Annotated in this window: 15 protein-coding genes; 8 read left to right on the top strand and 7 right to left on the bottom strand. The window is 60.8% G+C overall.

All coding sequences use genetic code 11. The annotated features are described in order from the left end of the window. Positions 1-10 precede the first annotated feature (10 nt). Positions 11-502: a MarR family winged helix-turn-helix transcriptional regulator gene (locus tag AC2I9W_RS12830; protein WP_486410337.1), complete on the bottom strand. Its 492-nt coding sequence runs from the start codon at positions 500-502 to the stop codon at positions 11-13. Between the two features lie 137 nt (positions 503-639). Here AC2I9W_RS12830 and recA point away from each other — a divergent pair, with 137 nt between their 5' ends. Together recA and recX are read left to right on the top strand one after the other, a co-directional pair. Next, on the top strand, positions 640-1,755 hold the full coding sequence (recA, locus tag AC2I9W_RS12835) for a recombinase RecA (RefSeq protein ID WP_486410338.1): 1,116 nt from the start codon (positions 640-642) through the stop codon (positions 1,753-1,755). A gap of 219 nt (positions 1,756-1,974) precedes the next feature. Next, on the top strand, positions 1,975-2,436 hold the full coding sequence (gene recX, locus AC2I9W_RS12840; protein ID WP_486410339.1) for a recombination regulator RecX: 462 nt from the start codon (positions 1,975-1,977) through the stop codon (positions 2,434-2,436). Between the two features lie 3 nt (positions 2,437-2,439). Here recX and AC2I9W_RS12845 read toward each other — a convergent pair whose 3' ends face one another. From AC2I9W_RS12845 to argC, 3 genes are all read right to left on the bottom strand, one after another. Next, positions 2,440-3,669 carry an MgtC/SapB family protein gene (locus tag AC2I9W_RS12845; RefSeq protein WP_486410340.1) on the bottom strand — a complete coding sequence of 410 codons (1,230 nt, stop codon included), beginning with the start codon at positions 3,667-3,669 and terminating at the stop codon, positions 2,440-2,442. 22 nt (positions 3,670-3,691) lie between these two features. Beyond that, a complete protein-coding gene (gene yddG / locus AC2I9W_RS12850) occupies positions 3,692-4,612 on the bottom strand; it encodes an aromatic amino acid DMT transporter YddG (RefSeq protein ID WP_486410341.1) in 921 nt (306 codons plus the stop codon). Positions 4,613-4,818: 206 nt separating this feature from the next. Then, complete coding sequence (argC, locus tag AC2I9W_RS12855; RefSeq protein ID WP_486410342.1) at positions 4,819-5,751, bottom strand: N-acetyl-gamma-glutamyl-phosphate reductase; 933 nt, start codon at positions 5,749-5,751, stop codon at positions 4,819-4,821. A 505-nt stretch (positions 5,752-6,256) separates the two neighbouring features. Between argC and sucC the strand changes: the two genes are divergently transcribed. From sucC to AC2I9W_RS12870, 3 genes are all read left to right on the top strand, one after another. Further along, positions 6,257-7,417 (top strand): ADP-forming succinate--CoA ligase subunit beta, encoded by a 1,161-nt coding sequence (gene sucC / locus AC2I9W_RS12860; RefSeq protein ID WP_486410343.1) that lies wholly within the window; start codon positions 6,257-6,259, stop codon positions 7,415-7,417. 21 nt (positions 7,418-7,438) lie between these two features. Next, on the top strand, positions 7,439-8,338 hold the full coding sequence (gene sucD, locus AC2I9W_RS12865) for a succinate--CoA ligase subunit alpha (protein WP_486410344.1): 900 nt from the start codon (positions 7,439-7,441) through the stop codon (positions 8,336-8,338). Positions 8,339-8,464: 126 nt separating this feature from the next. Beyond that, positions 8,465-9,154, top strand: a complete 690-nt coding sequence (locus tag AC2I9W_RS12870) for a TerC family protein (RefSeq protein ID WP_486410345.1) — start codon at positions 8,465-8,467, stop codon at positions 9,152-9,154. 176 nt (positions 9,155-9,330) lie between these two features. On the opposite strand, the gene AC2I9W_RS12875 is transcribed toward AC2I9W_RS12870, so the two are convergent. After that, the gene (locus AC2I9W_RS12875; RefSeq protein ID WP_486410346.1) at positions 9,331-10,212 is read right to left on the bottom strand and encodes a DMT family transporter; all 882 of its coding nucleotides are present in this window, start codon (positions 10,210-10,212) and stop codon (positions 9,331-9,333) included. Between the two features lie 211 nt (positions 10,213-10,423). Between AC2I9W_RS12875 and pyrF the strand changes: the two genes are divergently transcribed. From pyrF to AC2I9W_RS12890, 3 genes are all read left to right on the top strand, one after another. Beyond that, entirely contained in the window at positions 10,424-11,251 is an 828-nt protein-coding gene (gene pyrF / locus AC2I9W_RS12880) for an orotidine-5'-phosphate decarboxylase (protein ID WP_486410347.1), read from the top strand. An 18-nt stretch (positions 11,252-11,269) separates the two neighbouring features. Further along, positions 11,270-12,178 (top strand): LysR family transcriptional regulator, encoded by a 909-nt coding sequence (locus AC2I9W_RS12885; RefSeq protein WP_486410348.1) that lies wholly within the window; start codon positions 11,270-11,272, stop codon positions 12,176-12,178. Between the two features lie 207 nt (positions 12,179-12,385). Beyond that, positions 12,386-13,369: a Bug family tripartite tricarboxylate transporter substrate binding protein gene (locus tag AC2I9W_RS12890; RefSeq protein ID WP_486410349.1), complete on the top strand. Its 984-nt coding sequence runs from the start codon at positions 12,386-12,388 to the stop codon at positions 13,367-13,369. A gap of 177 nt (positions 13,370-13,546) precedes the next feature. Here the strand turns inward: AC2I9W_RS12890 and AC2I9W_RS12895 are convergent, their stop codons facing one another. Then, the gene (locus AC2I9W_RS12895) at positions 13,547-14,710 is read right to left on the bottom strand and encodes an NAD(P)/FAD-dependent oxidoreductase (RefSeq protein WP_486410350.1); all 1,164 of its coding nucleotides are present in this window, start codon (positions 14,708-14,710) and stop codon (positions 13,547-13,549) included. 53 nt (positions 14,711-14,763) lie between these two features. Continuing rightward, complete coding sequence (uvrA, locus tag AC2I9W_RS12900) at positions 14,764-17,832, bottom strand: excinuclease ABC subunit UvrA (RefSeq protein ID WP_486410351.1); 3,069 nt, start codon at positions 17,830-17,832, stop codon at positions 14,764-14,766. Positions 17,833-17,980: the final 148 nt, after the last annotated feature.

The raw sequence follows: 17,980 nt of genomic DNA on the forward strand, positions 1-17,980 counted from the left end.
TGGCAGCGCTCTAATAACCGTCGGCGTAGGCCTCCAGACCCAGCGCCACTACGGTGGCCACATCGTCACCCACGGCTTCGCGGAACTCGGCTTCGGCCTGCGTTACTGCGTCGTGAAAAGCCTGCAGCCAGGCCAGCCCTGTCTCTGTAAAGCGCACTCGCTTGGCACGTGCGTCATGCGGGTCGGCCTCTCGCGTCACCAAGCCCCAAGCCTCGCATTGCGTCACCAGGTCGGCCATGGCCTGCTTGCTCATGCCGGCCTTGTCAGCCAGGTCGGTCAGACGGTCGCCCGCCAGTGATAGGTGGCGGGTGATGTGAATGTGCGCCGCCCCCACTTTGTCGCGCGCCGCGAGGTTGGACAGGGCCAGCGGAACCTCGATATCGCGGGCCATGAGCTGCAGCACACGCGCATCGAAGCGGCGCATGGCATGACCGAGCTGACGCCCCAGATGGGTTTGACGCCAGGCATCGGAGGGCGGGGTGACGGGGGCAATTTCGCTCATGGAAAATAGTAAGGCAAACTGACTAAATACTACAACACAAGTGCTGAACAAACTCATAAACTACTGTTCAAGCATCCAGCCTGAATGCAAAGACAGGGCTGGCCACAGACAGTCATTCACCTATCCTGGAGCCTGATATGAACGCCATTGCCAAGAACCCCGCTGCCGACAACGGCGAAAAAGCCAAAGCCCTGGCAGCCGCCCTGGCCCAGATCGAAAAGCAGTTCGGCAAGGGCACCATCATGAAGCTCGGTGAGGGCGAGGCGATCCAAGATATTCAGGTGGTTTCCACCGGCTCTCTGGGTCTGGACATTGCCCTGGGCGTAGGTGGCTTGCCCCGTGGCCGCGTGATCGAAATCTACGGCCCTGAATCCTCGGGCAAGACCACGCTGACGCTGCAGGTCATCGCCGAGATGCAAAAGCAGGGCGGCACCTGCGCTTTTATCGACGCGGAGCACGCGCTGGACACCAGCTATGCCCAGAAGCTGGGCGTGAACCTCAATGAAGTACTGATCAGCCAGCCCGACACCGGCGAGCAGGCGCTGGAAATTTGCGACAGCCTGGTGCGCTCGGGCGCGGTGGATCTGATCGTTGTGGACTCGGTGGCCGCACTGACACCCAAGGCCGAAATCGAAGGCGAGATGGGCGACTCCCTGCCCGGCCTGCAAGCCCGACTGATGAGCCAGGCGCTGCGCAAGCTCACCGCGACGATCAAGAAGACCAACTGCATGGTCATCTTCATTAACCAGATTCGCATGAAGATCGGCGTGATGTTTGGTTCGCCCGAAACCACAACCGGCGGTAATGCGCTGAAGTTCTACGCCTCCGTGCGTCTGGACATTCGCCGCACCGGCAGCATCAAAAAGGGTGACGAAGTCATCGGCAACGAAACCAAGGTGAAGGTCGTGAAGAACAAGGTATCGCCTCCTTTCAAGGTGGCTGAGTTCGACATTCTGTTTGGCGAAGGCATCAGCCGCGAAGGCGAGATTCTGGACATGGGCGTGAACGCCAAGATTCTGGACAAGAGCGGTGCCTGGTACGCCTACAACGGCGAGAAGATCGGTCAAGGGCGTGATAACTCCCGTGAATTCCTGCGCGAGAACCCAGCTCTTGCCATCGAAATCGAAAACAAGGTGCGCGAAAGCCTGGGCATCTCCTTGCTTCCCGTGGCGGCAGAGGAAGAGGCTGCCAAGGGCAAAAAGGGCAAGAAGGCCGATAAAAACGGTGTCGATGAAGACGGCGTGATTGGGTAATCACTCCCCCTGAGCGGCTTTGCCGCTTCCCCCTTTCTCTAGCGCGCTAGGGGAGGGGGACGACAGCCTCGCTGCGGGGCGGCCCTTGCTCGCTGTCACTGGTTTGGTACATGCCTGTTTTTGAGGCCTCGGGCCTTGCAAAAAAGTTGCCATCTTTGCGCAGGTATCCCCTGCGCTTTTTTGTTTTTACGTTTGTTCTGATTTCTGGAGATTTGTTGCATGAGCTTTGCCAAGCTCTCTCTCAAAGGGCGTGCTCTGAAGCTGCTGGCGCAGCGTGAGCATTCGCGGCTGGAGTTGCTGCGCAAGCTGAGTCCACATGTGCAAGACGGTGACGACTTGCCGGCCATTCTGGACGAGCTGGAAAAGCGTGGTTTTATCAGTGTGGAGCGGGTGGTGGAGTCAGTCATTCGCAGCAAGGCAGGCCGCTTTGGTACGGCACGCGTGCTGCATGACTTGCGCAGCAAGGGACTGGATGATGAGACCGTGCGGCAAGCCAGTGAGCAGTTGCGGGGGAGCGAGCATGCGAGGGCCTGGGCGGTCTGGAAGCAGAGGTTTGGCAGTCCGGCCCAGACACCGCAAGAGCGCATGAAGCAAATGCGCTTTCTGGCCAGTCGTGGCTTTGGCGGTGACGTGGTGCGCAAGGTGGTGGACAAGCAGCAGCCACCCGAAGAGGACTTCTGATTTTTATAGCAGCATGCCAAGGCCGGCTGCCGTGACCATGCCAATCAGGCCCAAGGCCACCTGGCTGCCGTATTGGCCGCCACCGCTGGCAAAAGCCAGCAAGGTCTTGGCCAGACTGCTGGTGCCCAGCACGCCCAGAACGCCCCAGCGGGCAACCTCCAGCGGCACCAGTCCAGAGGTCTGCAACTGGGCGACCCCGGCCGCCGCCGCATGTACTTCGGCCAGTGCGACCAGCATGGCCGTGATGAGCACACCGGCACTGCCAAAGCGCTCACCCAGCAGGGCGGCCAGCAAGGAAACTCCGGTAATCAGTGCGGCAATCAAAAGCGCCTGACTGAGCTTGAAGGCGCGGTCTGAGCTTTGCGGCATTTGCATATCGGTTTGCCGGGCGCGCCAGAGCCAGAATCCGGTGACGACGAGCAGAGCCAGAGCCGCAGCGGACAGAGCCGGCCAGGTAGCGCGCAGCAAGGCTGGTGAGGCTGAGCCCACAACGGCCATGAAGAGCAGCAGCGATGCAAGATTGGCCAGCAGTGCGGCGGCAGCGCAAGCCATGCTCTGGGTGGCGTTTTCGCGGGCTCTTTGGCCCATGCCCGTGACGGTGGCTGATGAAGAGACAAAACCCGAGAAAAAGCCGGCAATCGACAGGCCCCAGCGGGCGCCGAAGAGTCGCTGCGCGATATGGCCGAACATGCCGACTGCCATGACCAGCACGACGATGCGCCAGACGGTGGACGGACTGACGGCTCCCCAGGGGTCCATCGCTTGTGCGGGCAGCAGCGGCAGCACTACCAGGGCAGCTGCGGCCAGCATCAGGCCGTCTTGCAGTTCTCGCTCGCTGATGAGTTCGCGGCTGAGTTTTTGCAATGGGGCCTTGGCCATCAGCAAAATTGCGACCAGCACGGCAAGAGCGGCTGCCAAGGCGCGGTTTTCAGCGGCCAGGCCGCCTAGCAGCACACTGAGCAGCAGTGCAACCTCGCCCGTCAGCCCCGGGTCTTCATGTGCGGTGCGCCAATAGGCGGTGATGGTGAGGCCGCCCACCAGCATGGCAAAGGCGATAAAGACCGGCAGGCCCAGCATCCAGCTCAGGCAGCCCAGCAGGCTGACCAAGGTATGGGTACGTGTGCCAGCCGCTTGTATCTGCTGGCCAGCATGCATGCGCTCGCGCACCACGCCCAGCATCAAGCCTGTGCCCACGGCGGTCATCAGGTCGCCCAAGGTGTCGTTGAACTCCATCGCCACTTATCCTTTTTTGCTTTCAATGGCGGGCGCTGCGCGTTGCCCACCAGCAGATCAGAGAACCCATTGTGACCATGGCCACGCCTTGCCAGAAGCTCCAGCCCGGCAGGACTTGAAGCAACACACTTGCCATCAGCGCAGACAGCACGGGGGTGAAGTAAGAGGCTGCGGCCAGCACCGCCAGCTTGCCGTGCTGAATGCCATGCTCCCAGCAGCTATAGCCCAGCGCCGTGAGCGCACCAACCAGCAAGACCTGCAGCGCAGTCATGGCTGACCACTGCATGGGCACAGCGTCCGTCAGCAGCCACCATTGAAGCCAGAGAGCCAGAGCCGTGCCGGTGACAAACAGGCCCACGGCATTGAAGCCTGCGCCGTAGCGGCGGGCCAGCAGCGAGTAGGCGGGCCAGATCAGTGCTGCGGCAAAGCCCATGGCATAGGCCAGAGGGTTGTGCTGCATATGGGCGAGCATGAGAGACGGGCTGAAGCTCTCGCCGCCCAGCACGTGGGCCAGCCCCCACAGGCAAAGAAGCACGCCCGGCCATAGCCACCAGCGCGCAGTCTGCTGACCGCAGAGCACGGCCAGCACGATGGTGAGGCTGGGCCAGAGGTAGTTGATGAGGCCGATCTCCATGGCCTGCGCGCGATCCTGGGCCAGGCCAATGGCCACGGACAGGCAGATTTCATAGATCACAAACAGCGCACCGCAGCCCCATAGATAGACCGGCTGCATCTCGCGCCAGCGGGCTACTTCACGCCAGCCTTTGCGCCCGCGTGCCAGGGCGATGCAGACAGCGGCGGTGGTGTAGAGGCAGGCCGCTCCGCCCACCGCGCCCAGCGGCTCGGCCACGGCGCGTATCAGGCCCACGGTGCAGCTCCAGCACAGCACGGCCAGCAGGCCTATGAAGGTGGCGCGCTGTACGGAGGCTTCATGAGGGCTCATGGTGCGAGACTTTCAAAAACAGGAGCTGCATGCGCAAGGTTCACCTTGAGTTCAGATGGAAATCGACTTGAAAGCATTGCTTTAAAAGCGCTGCAAGCTATGAGTTTGATGGGATTTTTAGCGCTTGTTCAAGTCATGACGATGTGCGGTCTGCAGCCATGAAAAACGGCCCCTAAGGGCCGTTGTCGCAAGGATGGTGCGCCGCTTTACAGGCCCAGCATGATCTGCAGGTTTTGCACGGCTGCGCCGCTGGCACCCTTGCCCAGATTGTCCAGACGCGCAATCAGCACGGCCTGGCGATGCTCTTCATTGGCAAACACGCGCAGCTCCAGCTGGTTGGTGTTGGCCAGGGTGTCGGCAGCCAGCTTGTTGTCTTCGGTAGGCGGCAGCACGCTGACCCAGTTGGCGGGCGTGTTGGTGGCTGCGTAGTGGCTGGCCAGCGCGTCGTGCAGATCGGCCGCCTTGGGGGCGCCGGGCAGCAGGTCCAGATGCAGAGGCAGCTGCACCAGCATGCCCTGGGCAAAGTTGCTGACGGCGGGGATGAACACGGGGCGGCGTGTCATGCCGGTGTAGTGCAGGATTTCGGGAATGTGCTTGTGCGACAGGCCCAGTGCATAGGCCTCATAAGGCGCAGCGTTGCCGCCTTCATAGGCTTCGATCATGGTGCGTCCGCCGCCGGTATAGCCGGACACGGAGGGCAGAGCCACGGGGTAGTCGGCAGGAATCAGGCCCGCAGCCACCAGCGGTGCCAGCAGGGCAATGGCGCCTGTGGCGTAGCAGCCGGGGTTGCTTACGCGGGTGGCGGTCTTGATGGCGTCAAGCTGGCCGGCGCGCAGTTCGGGGAAGCCATAGACCCAGCCGGGGGCCGTGCGGTGCGCGGTCGATGCATCGATGATCTTGATGGCGCGGCCAGTCTCTGCGGTGATGGAGTCCACCATGGCGGCGGTTTCACGGGCGGCATCGTCGTGCAGGCACAGGATGACCAGATCCACACCGGCGATCAGGGCGCGCTTGGCAGCGGGGTCCTTGCGCAGTGCGGGGTCGATACTGACCAGCTCCACACCTGCAAAATCGACCAGACGATCACGGATCTGCAGACCTGTGGTTCCTGCTTCTCCGTCAATAAAGACTTTTGCCATTGCATTTCTCTCCTGCACCGGCGCGGGCATTTCTGAGGTTTATATGCCGCTGCCTGCGGCACCATTGCCGCTTTCCGAACGCCGATTGTCCTTGAATCTTGTAAGCGATGCGCATTGGCTGTCTTTGAGATCGTCAGCCTGTCCTGCGCCAGGAGTCATGCCAATCTCATGCAAATGGCCTAGTTAACATCGCAGTTACTCAGGCTTGTCAGCGCTTTGCCAGCCGATGGCACCGAGGGCTGAGCTTTTATATAAGACATTGGAAAGTTGCAGGAAGAAAAAATATCGTGTAGGAATAATTTTCTTAAATAATTCAATGCATTGCAGCTGTTTCACGAACGCGACAAAGTTGGCCTGAATTGTGGATTCTGCGCATATTCGGGTGTCGTTTTGCGCGGTGCAACATGGTACATTGCTGCTCGCCATGTCATAAGAACCCGATGGTCAGACTTCTTTGAAGTGTGTGCCAAGCGGGTATTTCCCCTCAGTTCAGAGAGACAAAGTCATGAAGATTCATGAATACCAAGGCAAGGAAATCTTGCGCCAATTTGGTGTGCCCGTTCCCCGTGGCATTCCTGCATTTACCGTGCAAGAGGCTGTTGAAGCAGCCCAAAAGCTGGGTGGACCCGTGTGGGTGGTGAAGGCTCAGATTCACGCTGGTGGTCGCGGCAAGGGCGGCGGCGTGAAGGTGGCCAAGAACATCGATGATGTGAAGTCACTGTCCGAGCAGATTCTGGGCATGCAGCTGGTCACGCACCAGACCGGCCCCGAAGGCCAGAAGGTTCGCCGCCTGTACATCGAAGACGGCGCCGACATCAAGAACGAGCTGTATGTGTCGCTGGTGACGGACCGCGCCACGCAAAAGGTTGCCCTGATCGCTTCGAGCGAAGGCGGCATGGACATCGAGGCCGTGGCTGAAGCCACGCCCGAGAAGATCATCACCGAGATGATCGATCCCCTGACCGGTATCACCGAAGCGCAATCGCGCAAGGTGGCAGCTGCCATCGGTCTGGAAGGCAAGTCCATCGACCAAGCCGTAGACCTCTTCGCCAAGATCTACAAGTGCTACATGGAAACCGATGCGTCGCTGGTGGAAATCAACCCCCTGAACTGCGACTCCAAGGGCGACCTGATGGCCCTGGACGCCAAGTTCAACTTCGACCCCAACGCGCTGTTCCGTCATCCCGACATCGTGGCTTACCGCGATCTGGACGAAGAAGACGCTGCCGAAATCGAAGCTTCCAAGTTCGACCTGGCCTACATCTCCCTGGACGGCAATATCGGCTGCCTGGTCAACGGCGCCGGTCTGGCCATGGCCACCATGGACACCATCAAGCTGTTCGGCGGCGAGCCTGCCAACTTCCTGGACGTGGGCGGCGGCGCTACTGCCGAGAAGGTCACCGAAGCCTTCAAGATCATGCTCAAGAACCCCGAAGTCAAGGGCATCTTGGTCAACATCTTCGGCGGCATCATGAAGTGCGACACCATCGCCACCGGCGTTGTGACCGCTTGCAAGGCCGTGAACCTGAGCGTGCCTCTGGTCGTGCGCATGAAGGGCACCAACGAAGAACTGGGCAAGCAAATCCTCAAGGATTCCGGTCTGCCCATCATCGCTGCCGACACCATGGCCGAAGCAGCGACCAAGATCGTTGCCGCCGTTAAGTAATACGCCCCCGGAGATAGAAACATGTCGATCTTTATCAACAAAGACACCAAGGTCATCACCCAGGGCATTACTGGCAAGACTGGCCAATTCCACACTGAAAAGTGCCAGGAATACGCGAACGGCAAGAACTGCTTCGTGGCAGGCGTGAACCCCAAGAAGGCTGGCGAAAAGATTTTCGACATCCCAATCTTTGGTTCCGTCAAGGACGCTGCCAAGGAAACCGGCGCTACCGTGTCCGTGATCTACGTGCCTCCCGCAGGCGCTGCTGCCGCCATCTGGGAAGCTGTGGAAGCTGATCTGGATCTGGCCATCTGCATTACCGAAGGCATTCCCGTGCGCGACATGCTGGAAGTGCGCAACAAGATGCGTGCCAAGGAAGCCGCTGGCGGCAAGAAGACGCTGCTGCTGGGCCCCAACTGCCCCGGCCTTATCACGCCTGACGAAATCAAGATCGGCATCATGCCCGGTCACATCCACAAGAAGGGCCGCGTGGGCGTGGTGTCCCGTTCCGGCACGCTGACCTACGAAGCCGTGGCTCAGCTGACCGAACTGGGCATTGGCCAGTCCTCCGCTGTCGGTATCGGTGGCGACCCCATCAACGGCCTCAAGCACATCGACGTGATGCGCGCTTTCAACGACGATCCCGACACCGATGCCGTGATCATGATCGGTGAAATCGGCGGACCCGATGAAGCCGAAGCTGCCCAGTGGTGCAAGGCCAACATGAAGAAGCCTATCGTGGGCTTCATTGCTGGCGTGACTGCGCCTCCCGGCAAGCGCATGGGCCACGCAGGTGCCCTGATCTCCGGTGGTGCTGACACGGCTGATGCCAAGCTGGCCATCATGGAAGAGTGCGGTTTCACCATCACTCGCAACCCATCCGAAATGGGTCGCCTGCTGCAAGGTCTGCTGAAGAAGTAAGCCCTTTGCAGAGGTTCGTGATGCAGCGTAAAAATTTACGCAGTATTACGAACGGTCCAGGGGTCTGACGGCCCCTAAACTGCCTCCACTCTTAAAAGAAAGCGCCGCGAAATGCGGCGCTTTTGTATGGAATTTTTGAATAGCGCCGACTTCTGGATCGGCCTGGTGAAGATCGTCTGGATCAACATCATCCTCTCAGGCGACAACGCCGTCGTCATCGCGCTTGCAGCGCGTTCTCTCCCCTCTCAACAGCAGAAAAAAGCCATCATGTTTGGCTCTGGAGCCGCCGTGGTGCTGCGCATTGTGCTGACCGTGGTGGCCGCCAAGTTGCTGGAGTTGTCCTTCCTGCAAGTGGTGGGCGGCTGCCTGCTGCTGTGGATTGGCTATCAGCTGCTGACCGGTGGCGATGACGAAGAAGGCGAATCCAAGGGCAATGGCTCCATGCTGGCCGCCATTCGCACCATTCTGATTGCCGATCTGGTGATGAGCCTGGACAACGTGATCGCCGTGGCGGCAACGGCCCAGGGCAATATGGTGCTGCTGATCCTGGGGCTGGCCATCTCCATTCCCCTGGTGATCTTTGGATCTACGCTGATGATCAAGCTGATGGAGCGCTTCCCCGTCATCATCACGCTGGGCGCAGCGTTGATCGGCTGGGTGGGCGGTGAAACCATCATGAACGACAACCTGCTGCACGGCGTCATCGTGGCTCATCCCTGGCTGCACTACGTGGCAGCTGCCGCTGGCGCGGTGCTGGTGGTGGGGCTGGGCAAGCTCATGCAGGCACGTGGGGCCAAGCAGGAAGTTGCAGCTTAAAGCCTTCTTTCTCTGAATAAAAAAGCGCACTGTGGGAGCATAGTGCGCTTTTGTTTTTGTAGCTGCTGGTGCTTGCTGTGATTGGGCTAGATGCTGATTTGATTCATTTTTTCAGTTGGCCTGATTGACGCTCAGGGGGGCTCTGTCTTCCAGCAAAAAGCAGCATTAAAAAAGCCTCAAGCCTTCTTGCTAGGCCACAGCACCGACGCAATCGCCACCACCATCAGACACACCGCCGTCCAGTCCTGCCAGTGCAGCACCTCATTCAGCCACCAGGCACCGGAGAAAACACCCAGCACCGGGATCATCATCACGCTCAGGGTCGATGCCACGGGTGGCAGGCTACGGGCCAGGTAGAACCACACGGCCTGGGCAAAGCCCAGCACCAGCACGCCATTAAAAGCGATAGCAGCAATCGCACTCTGGTCGGGCGCGTGCCATTGTTTTCGTTCAAAAACAAAAGCCAGCACCGTCAGTACCACCGTGGTCAGCGCCACCATCCAAAGCGACAGTGTCATCAGCGGCACGGGCGCTTCGGCGCGGCGCAGCAACTGCGTGCCCCAGGCCCAGCCGGCGGCGGCAATCAACATCAGCATCACGCCCATAGGTTTGCTGCCCAGTGCCCCGACCTCATGCCACAGCAACAGCAGCACGCCCGCAAAGGCTGCACCCACGCCGGCCCAGGCTCGGGCACCCAACTTGTCGTTGAAGAACAGGCTGCCGAAAATGGCTGAAAAAATAGGCATGGTGTAGCCCAGAATCGCCGCCCGCCCGCTGGAGAGTGTGGGAATGGCGATGATGATCAGGCAGTGCCAGATCACCATGTTGAACAGCGTGAGCTTGGCCAGCTGGCCCCAGTAGCTGCGCGGAATGGTCAGCGGCAAGCCTTTGATGGCGACAAAGACGGCCAGGATGGGCAGGCCGATCCACATGCTGACCATGCGGAAAGACAGAGGCGGAAAGTGCTGCACGCCCAGCTTCATCACGGGCCAGTTCAGGCCCCAGACGATGGTGAGAAGAACGAGAAGAACGAGCTGTCTGGGCGTGAACGAAGGCATGGGCTGATTATCTCCCCTGGAATGATCGTCTCCCCCTGAGGCGCTTCGCGCTTTCCCCCAAGGGGGACGACAGCCTCGCTGCGGGGCGGCCCTTGCTCGCTGTCTCTTTGTTGCGGTGTGCCAGTTTTGGAGTGTGTTGGTCTTGCTGTGTGCTGTTTGAGCAAAACCTGTGGCCGGGCTTGGAAGGGTCGAGCAATTAAAATCGCCCTTTATGACTTTTATCGACATGCTGCGCGACGCGTCCACGCGCAATGACTCCATGCTGTGCGTGGGTCTGGACCCTGAACCCAGCCGCTTTCCCGGCGCCATGAAGGGCGATTCTTCCAAGATCTACGACTTCTGTGCAGCCATCGTCGATGCCACCCATGATCTGGTCAACAGCTTCAAGCCCCAGATCGCCTACTTTGCCGCCCATCGCGCCGAAGATCAGCTGGAAAAGCTGATGGAACACATGCGCCGCGTGGCACCCCATGTGCCCGTGATTCTGGATGCCAAGCGCGGCGATATCGGCTCGACTGCCGAGCAGTACGCCAAGGAAGCTTTCGAGCGCTATGGCGCGGACGCCGTGACGCTGTCGCCCTTCATGGGCTTTGACTCCATCACCCCCTACCTCAAGTACGAGGGCAAGGGTGCTTTCCTGCTGTGCCGTACCTCCAACCCCGGCGGTGATGATCTGCAGGCCCAGACCCTGGCCGACGTGCCCGGCAACCCCCATATGTTTGAACATGTGGCCAAACTGGCCCAAGGCCCCTGGAACACCAATGGCCAGCTGGGTCTGGTGGTGGGGGCTACCCGCCCGCACGAGATCGAGCGTGTGCGCGCCGTGGCTCCCACGCTGCCCCTGCTGATCCCCGGCGTGGGCGCCCAGGGTGGCGATGCTGTGGCGACTGTCAAAGCGGCCAAGATCGGTGGTGGCCCCATCATCATCAACTCCTCGCGCGCCATTCTGTATGCGGGCCAGGGCGATGACTTTGCCAAGGCCGCGCGTGACGCAGCCATGGCCACACGCGCCACGCTGCAGGCCGCAGCCAACTCCTGATAGGCAAGGTCTCTGGCCATGCAAAGCAAATGGCTGGAAGACTTTCTGCTCCTGGCCCAGGAGCGCAGCTTTACCCGTGCGGCAGAGCTGCGCCATGTCACTCATCCCGCCTTTGGCCGCCGTATCCGGGCCCTGGAGGAGTGGGCTGGCACGCCGCTGATTGAGTCGGGTGGTGGGCCGGTGCGTTTGACCCCGGCCGGAGAGGTCTTTCGCGATACCGCCGAGCAGATGGTGCGCACGCTGGCCCAGTCGCACGACGAGCTGCAGGCCGTGGCCGGACGACAGGCCCATGTGATCACGCTGGCCACGGGCCGCACGTTGGCCCGCACCATCGTTGCAGACTGGCTGGCGCACCACAGCAGCGTGCTGCAGCAGGCAGAGATGCGTGTGGTGACTCGTACTCTGGATGAAACCGTGCACATGCTGCAGCGCGGTGAGGTCAGCTTCTCTTTGCTCTATCACCATGCGGCGATTGCCGTGCGGCTTGATGGCCGCCAGTTCAGTCATCTGAATGTGATGAGCGACAAGCTGGTACCGGTAGCCAGGGCGGATGCCGAAGGCAAGCCTCTGTTTGCATTGGCCCGGGCATTGTTGCCAGGAGCCAGCCCTGTGCCCTATCTGGCCTTCTCCCACAGCATGGCGCTGGGGCGGCTGGTGGAAGACCATCTTGCCAATCATCCGCTGCTGCCCAGGCTGCGTCGCTGCATTGATTGCGATTCGGCAGACGCCAACTATGAGTACGTACTCAGAGGCTTGGGAGTGGCCTGGATGCCTTGGTCCATGGTGCAGCGCGACTGTCAGGCCGGCCTGCTGGCGCTGGCGGGCGACAGCCATCTGGATGTGCATTTCGATGTACGTCTGTACCGGCCCAAGCGCCGCCTAAGCGCGGCTGCCGAGCAGTTCTGGATCGATATCACCGGTCAGTAAATAAGCAGTCACTCTGGGCATGATGCAGGTATAGCCTGGGGTGGAGAAAACAGCCAGTTGCTCGCGACGGCAGTGTGACAAAGGTGACTCAAGGCCTACGTAAAAGCACGTGAATGTGCTGAAATGGCACGGAGATGTGCTGTATCAGCACAAAAAGTCTTTCTCTGTCTTCGCACAATTGCGCTCATACAGATTCGGAATAATCTCATGCAAAAAACAAACATGCTCCGCCGCACCACCATCGCCGCAGGTCTGCTGATGGCCGCTGCCGTTGCGGCTCCCGCTTTCGCCTCTGACAACTACCCCAGCAAGGCCATCACCATGGTCGTGGGCTACCCCGCAGGCGGCAGCACCGACCTTGTAGGTCGCCTGGTGGCGGATGGACTGGCCAAGAAGCTGGGCCAGCCCGTGGTGGTGGAAAACCTGGGCGGTGCCGGTGGCGTGATCGGCGCGCAAAAAGTGGCCAAGGCCCAGCCCGACGGCTACACCATTCTGGTGGGCGCCAACAACGAGCTGGCCATTGCCAAGCTCATCAACAAGGCGGTGAAGTACAACATCGGCGATTTCACTCCCATCGGCCTGGTGGGTTCGCAGCCCATGGTGCTGGTGGCTTCGCACAAGGCAGGCGTGAAGAACGCGGTCGAGTTTGTGAGCCTGGTTTCCAAGAACCCCGACAAGTTCAGCTATGGCAGCTCCGGCGTAGGCACAGCCCTGCATCTGGCGGGTGAGCTGGTCAAGGAGCAGGGCAAGCTGCACATGATGCATGTGCCCTACAAGGGCGTGGCGCCGCTGACCACCGATCTGGTGGGCAGCAACATCGAATTCGGCATGTTTGTGCTGTCGTCCGGCCTGCCCCAGATCAAGGCGGGCAAGGTCGTCGCTCTGGGTACGACCGAAGCCAAGCGCTCGGCCATTACGCCCGATATTCCAGCCCTGTCCGAGCTGCCCCAGTTCAAGCATGTGGACATCAACAGCTGGTTTGCCATGATGGGCCCCAAGGGCCTGCCTGCACCTATCGCAGCCAAGCTCAAGCATGCACTGGATGAGGTGATGGCTTCGCCCGAGTTCCGCAAGAAGATGGAAGAAACCGGCAATGTGGTGGCCGATCCCAAGGTGGATGCTGGCAAGTACATCAACGCGGAGATCGCCAAGTACACCAAGATTGTGCAGTTTGCCAAGATTGAGAACTGATAGAGGATGGGTTCTGGCAGCTTGAGGCTGCCATGGACTCCAAAACGGTCTGTTCCTTTGTGGGCAGGCCGTTTTTTGATAGCTGCTTGCGCTTTCTGTTATTGGGCGAGAGGCTTATTTGGCTCTTGCTTCTGTTTGGGCAACACGCCTCGTCGCTGATGGCGAACAAGCAGCCAATCACCCCAGCTGACACCGCGAAGGCGACACCGCGCCCACATTCACCTTCTGCTGCGCCAGCGACGCATCCAGCATCTCCCCGAGCAGCAGATTGCGTGCCAGCAGGCTGTAGCCGGCGGCGCTCTGGATGCCGTAGCCGCCTTGCGCAGCGACCCAGAAGAAGCCTGCCACGGGCGTGGGCGATGCGTCCCAGCCGATGACTAGCTCACCATCGGCCACAAAGCTGCGCAGGCCGGCCCAGGTATGAGACGGGCGGCGGATTTGCAGCGTGGTGGCCTCTTCGATATGCCAGATGCCGGTGGCAATGTCCAGCTCCTCGGGCACCACGTCGTGCGGGGCAACCGGGTCGGCATTGGCGGGAGAGCCCAGCAACTGTCCGGCATCGGGCTTGATGTACCAGTTTTCGTCTGCGCTGATGATGGCGGGCCAGTGCGTGGCGTCCATGCCATCGGGGGCCGGGAAGGTGAAGGCGCTGCGGCGCTTGGGTGTGATCCCTATGGGAGTGGCGCCGGCCATGGCTGCAACCTGGTCCACCCAGGCGCCTGCGGCGTTGATGATGACTTTGGCGCGAACGCTCAGGCCCTTGGGCAGGGAGAGGTGCCAGAAGTCGTTGACGCGGGTAATGCCTTCCACGGCCGCGTTGCACCACAGGTCGCCGCCGCGCTGGCGCAGGCCGCGGATATAGCCCTGGTGCAGGCCGTGCACGTCGATATCGCGCGCACCGCTATCCAGAAAACCGTCTACCAGTACATCGGTGTTGAGAATGGGCACCAGGGTCTTGAGCTGCTCGGCACTCAGGCGTTGGGCATCGGGGGAGTGAATGACGGCCTCGGCATAGGCGGCATCGACCAGCTCTTTTTGCGCGGCGGTGCCCACATAGAGCACACCGCGTGGCGAAAGGATGGGGGCTTCGGCAAAGCCTGCGGGCGGCGCGTCGTAGAAGGCGCGGCTGGCTCGGGTCAGAGCCTGAACTTGGGCGGGGCCGTAATGCTCTTCAAACAGAGCGGCCGAGCGGCCGGTGGTGTGATAGCCGGGCTGGGATTCGCGCTCCAGCACCAGCACGGACGGGGGCGTGTCACCGCCGGACTGTGCCAGCTGCCATGCGGTGGAGGCACCGGCCATGCCCGCGCCCACGATGACGAAATCCCACACTTCTTTTTGCATTGCGTTTCTCCATGCTGCAGTTAGCTATGGTTTGCATAGCTGCCTGCGCTTTATCAGTCTCGGCTTGTGGCCGATTTTGCTGCTTTTTTGCCTTGAGTGGCCTTGTCCAGATAGGGCTTGAGGTAGCGGCCCGTCACGCTGGCGGGGTTGGCAGCCACTTCTTCGGGCGTGCCTACGGCGACCACCTGGCCGCCGCCGGAGCCACCTTCTGGGCCCATGTCGATCAGCCAGTCAGCGGTCTTGATGACGTCGAGGTTGTGCTCGATCACGACGATGGTGTTGCCCGCATCGCGCAGCTGGTGCAGCACCTTCAAAAGCAGGGCAATGTCTGCAAAGTGCAGGCCGGTAGTGGGCTCGTCCAGGATATAGAGCGTGCGGCCCGTGTCGCGCTTGCTCAGCTCTTGCGCGAGCTTGACGCGCTGGGCCTCACCTCCCGACAGCGTGGTGGCGCTCTGGCCCAGGCGGATATACGACAGGCCCACATCCAGCAGCGTCTGCAGTTTGCGCGCAATGCTGGGCACATCCTTGAAGAAGGCATGGGCGTCTTCGACGGTCATCTCCAGAATCTGCGAGATGTTCTTGCCTTTCCACAGTACTTCCAGCGTTTCGCGGTTGTAGCGCAGACCGTGGCAGATATCGCAAGGCACGTACACATCGGGCAGAAAGTGCATTTCCACCTTCACCACGCCGTCGCCCTGGCAGGCCTCGCAGCGGCCACCGGAGACGTTGAAGCTGAAGCGGCCTGGCCCGTAGCCTCGCTCCTTGGCGGTGTTGGTCTCGGCCATCAGATCGCGGATGGGCGTGAACAAGCCGGTATAGGTGGCTGGGTTGCTGCGCGGCGTGCGGCCTATGGGCGACTGGTCCACGTTGATGACCTTGTCGAAGTAGCTGATGCCCACGATGTCGTCATGCGGTGCCGGCTCGGTGCCTGCACGGTGCACTTGGCGTGCGGCTTCGGCGTACAGCGTGTCGTTGACCAAAGTGGACTTGCCCGAGCCTGAAACGCCGGTCACGCAAGTCAGCAGGCCCACGGGGAAGTCCACCGTCACATTCTTGAGATTGTGACCGCGTGCGCCTTCTATGCGCAGAGCCTGCAGGTCGGAATGAGCCTGATCAAGGGCCGCTCGCTTTTGTGCAGCGGTGACGGGAAAGTTTGACTTCTTCTCGGAAACCTCTTCTTGTGCTTTGTGGACGACTGGCAGCCAGGGGGTGCGGCGTTTGGGCACGGGAATGCTTTGCATACCGCTGAGGTAGCGGCCCGTGGGCGAATCGGGGTTGGCCTTGACTTCGTCATAGGTGCCTTGGGCCATGACTCGGCCGCCGTGCACACCGGCACCGGGGCCCATGTCGATGACTTGATCGGCAGCGCGCATCATGTCCTCGTCGTGCTCGACCACGATCACGCTGTTGCCGATGTCGCGCAGATGCTCCAGCGTGGCAATCAGTTTGTCGTTATCGCGCTGGTGCAGGCCAATCGAAGGTTCATCGAGCACGTACATCACACCGGTCAGGCCTGAGCCGATCTGCGAGGCCAGCCGAATGCGCTGGGCTTCGCCGCCCGAGAGTGTGTCCGCGCTGCGGTCCAGACTCAGATAGGAAAGCCCCACGTCGTTGAGGAAAAGCAGGCGGGACGCAATCTCGCGCACCACCTTGCTGGCGATATCGGCCTTGGCACCGCTCATTTTCAGGTGCTTGAACCAGTGCAGCGCATCGCTGAGCGTGGCGTGGCTGACTTCATAGATGGAGCGCGCCTGCTCACCTTCACCCACGCGCACAAAGCGTGCCTCGCGGCGCAGGCGTGTGCCTTCGCATTCCGGGCATTTGCGGATGCTGCGCATCTTGGCCAGATCGTCGCGCACTACCGTGGATTCGGTTTCGCGATAACGGCGCTTAATGTTAGGGATGATGCCTTCGAAGGGGTGTGACTTGACGAAGGCTTCACCCTTGCGCTCCCCGCTCTCAAAAACATAGTTAAAAGAGATGGCCTCATCGCCCGAGCCGTGCAGAACGACGTCGCGCACCTTCTCTGGCAGCTCTTCAAACGGCGTCTCGGTGCTCACGCCATAGTGTTTGGCCACGCTCTCCAGCATGGAAAAGTAGTAGTTGTTGCGCTTGTCCCAGCCCTTGATGGCACCGCTGGCCAGACTCAGCGAGGGGAAGGGCACGACGCGGTCGGGGTCGAAGTCTTCGCTGTTGCCCAGACCATCGCAGGCCTGACAGGCGCCCATGGGCGAGTTGAAGGAGAAGATGCGCGGCTCCAGCTCGGGCAGGGAGTAGTCGCACAGGGGGCAGGCGAACTTGGCGCTGAACAAATGCTCTTTGCTGCTGTCCATCTCCAGCGCAATGACGCGGCCACCGGCATCAGCACCACCGGCGCGCAGTGCCGCTTCAAAACTTTCGGCCAGGCGCTGCTGGATGTCTTCGCGAACCTTGACACGGTCGATCACGACGTCGATGTTGTGGCGCTCGTTCTTCTCCAGCTTGGGCAGGGACTGGGCGTCGTAAATCTGGCCGTCGATGCGAAAGCGCACATAGCCCTGGGCCTGCAGCTGCACAAACAGCTCGGCAAACTCGCCCTTTTTCTCACGGGCCAGCGGGCCAAGGATCATCAGCTTGGTGTCTTCGGGCAGTTGCAGCACGCTGTCCACCATCTGACTGATGGTCTGGGCCTGCAGCGGCAGATTGTGGTCGGGGCAGAACGGCGTGCCCGCGCGGGCGTACAGCAGGCGCAGGTAGTCGTTGATTTCGGTCACCGTGCCCACGGTGGAGCGCGGGTTGTGGCTGGTAGCCTTTTGCTCGATGGAGATGGCGGGCGAAAGGCCCTCGATCAGATCGACATCGGGCTTGTCCAGACGCCCCAGAAACTGGCGTGCATAGGCAGAGAGGCTTTCTACATAGCGGCGCTGGCCTTCTGCGTACAAGGTGTCAAAGGCCAGACTGGACTTGCCCGAGCCCGACAGACCCGTAATCACCACCAACTGGTTGCGGGGGATGTCCAGATCAATGTTCTTGAGATTGTGCGTGCGTGCGCCGCGAATGGCGATGCGGGTCTGGGCCAGAGAACGGCCCAGATACAGGCTGTCATCGTGGATTTCAGAGGGCGAATCAGGCTTCAGGGACACGGGCACTCCAGGCGGGGGAAACTCTCCATGATAGTCAGACGGGCTTGCTCATGACTAGAGGATTCAGGTTCACGGACAATCTACGGTTTTATTTCCTCTCTTTTGTCCAGCGGTGATTTAGTTAACGTGGGCATAAGACTTTGACTCT

The organism is Comamonas sp. FUJ_7 (assembly GCF_057369555.1).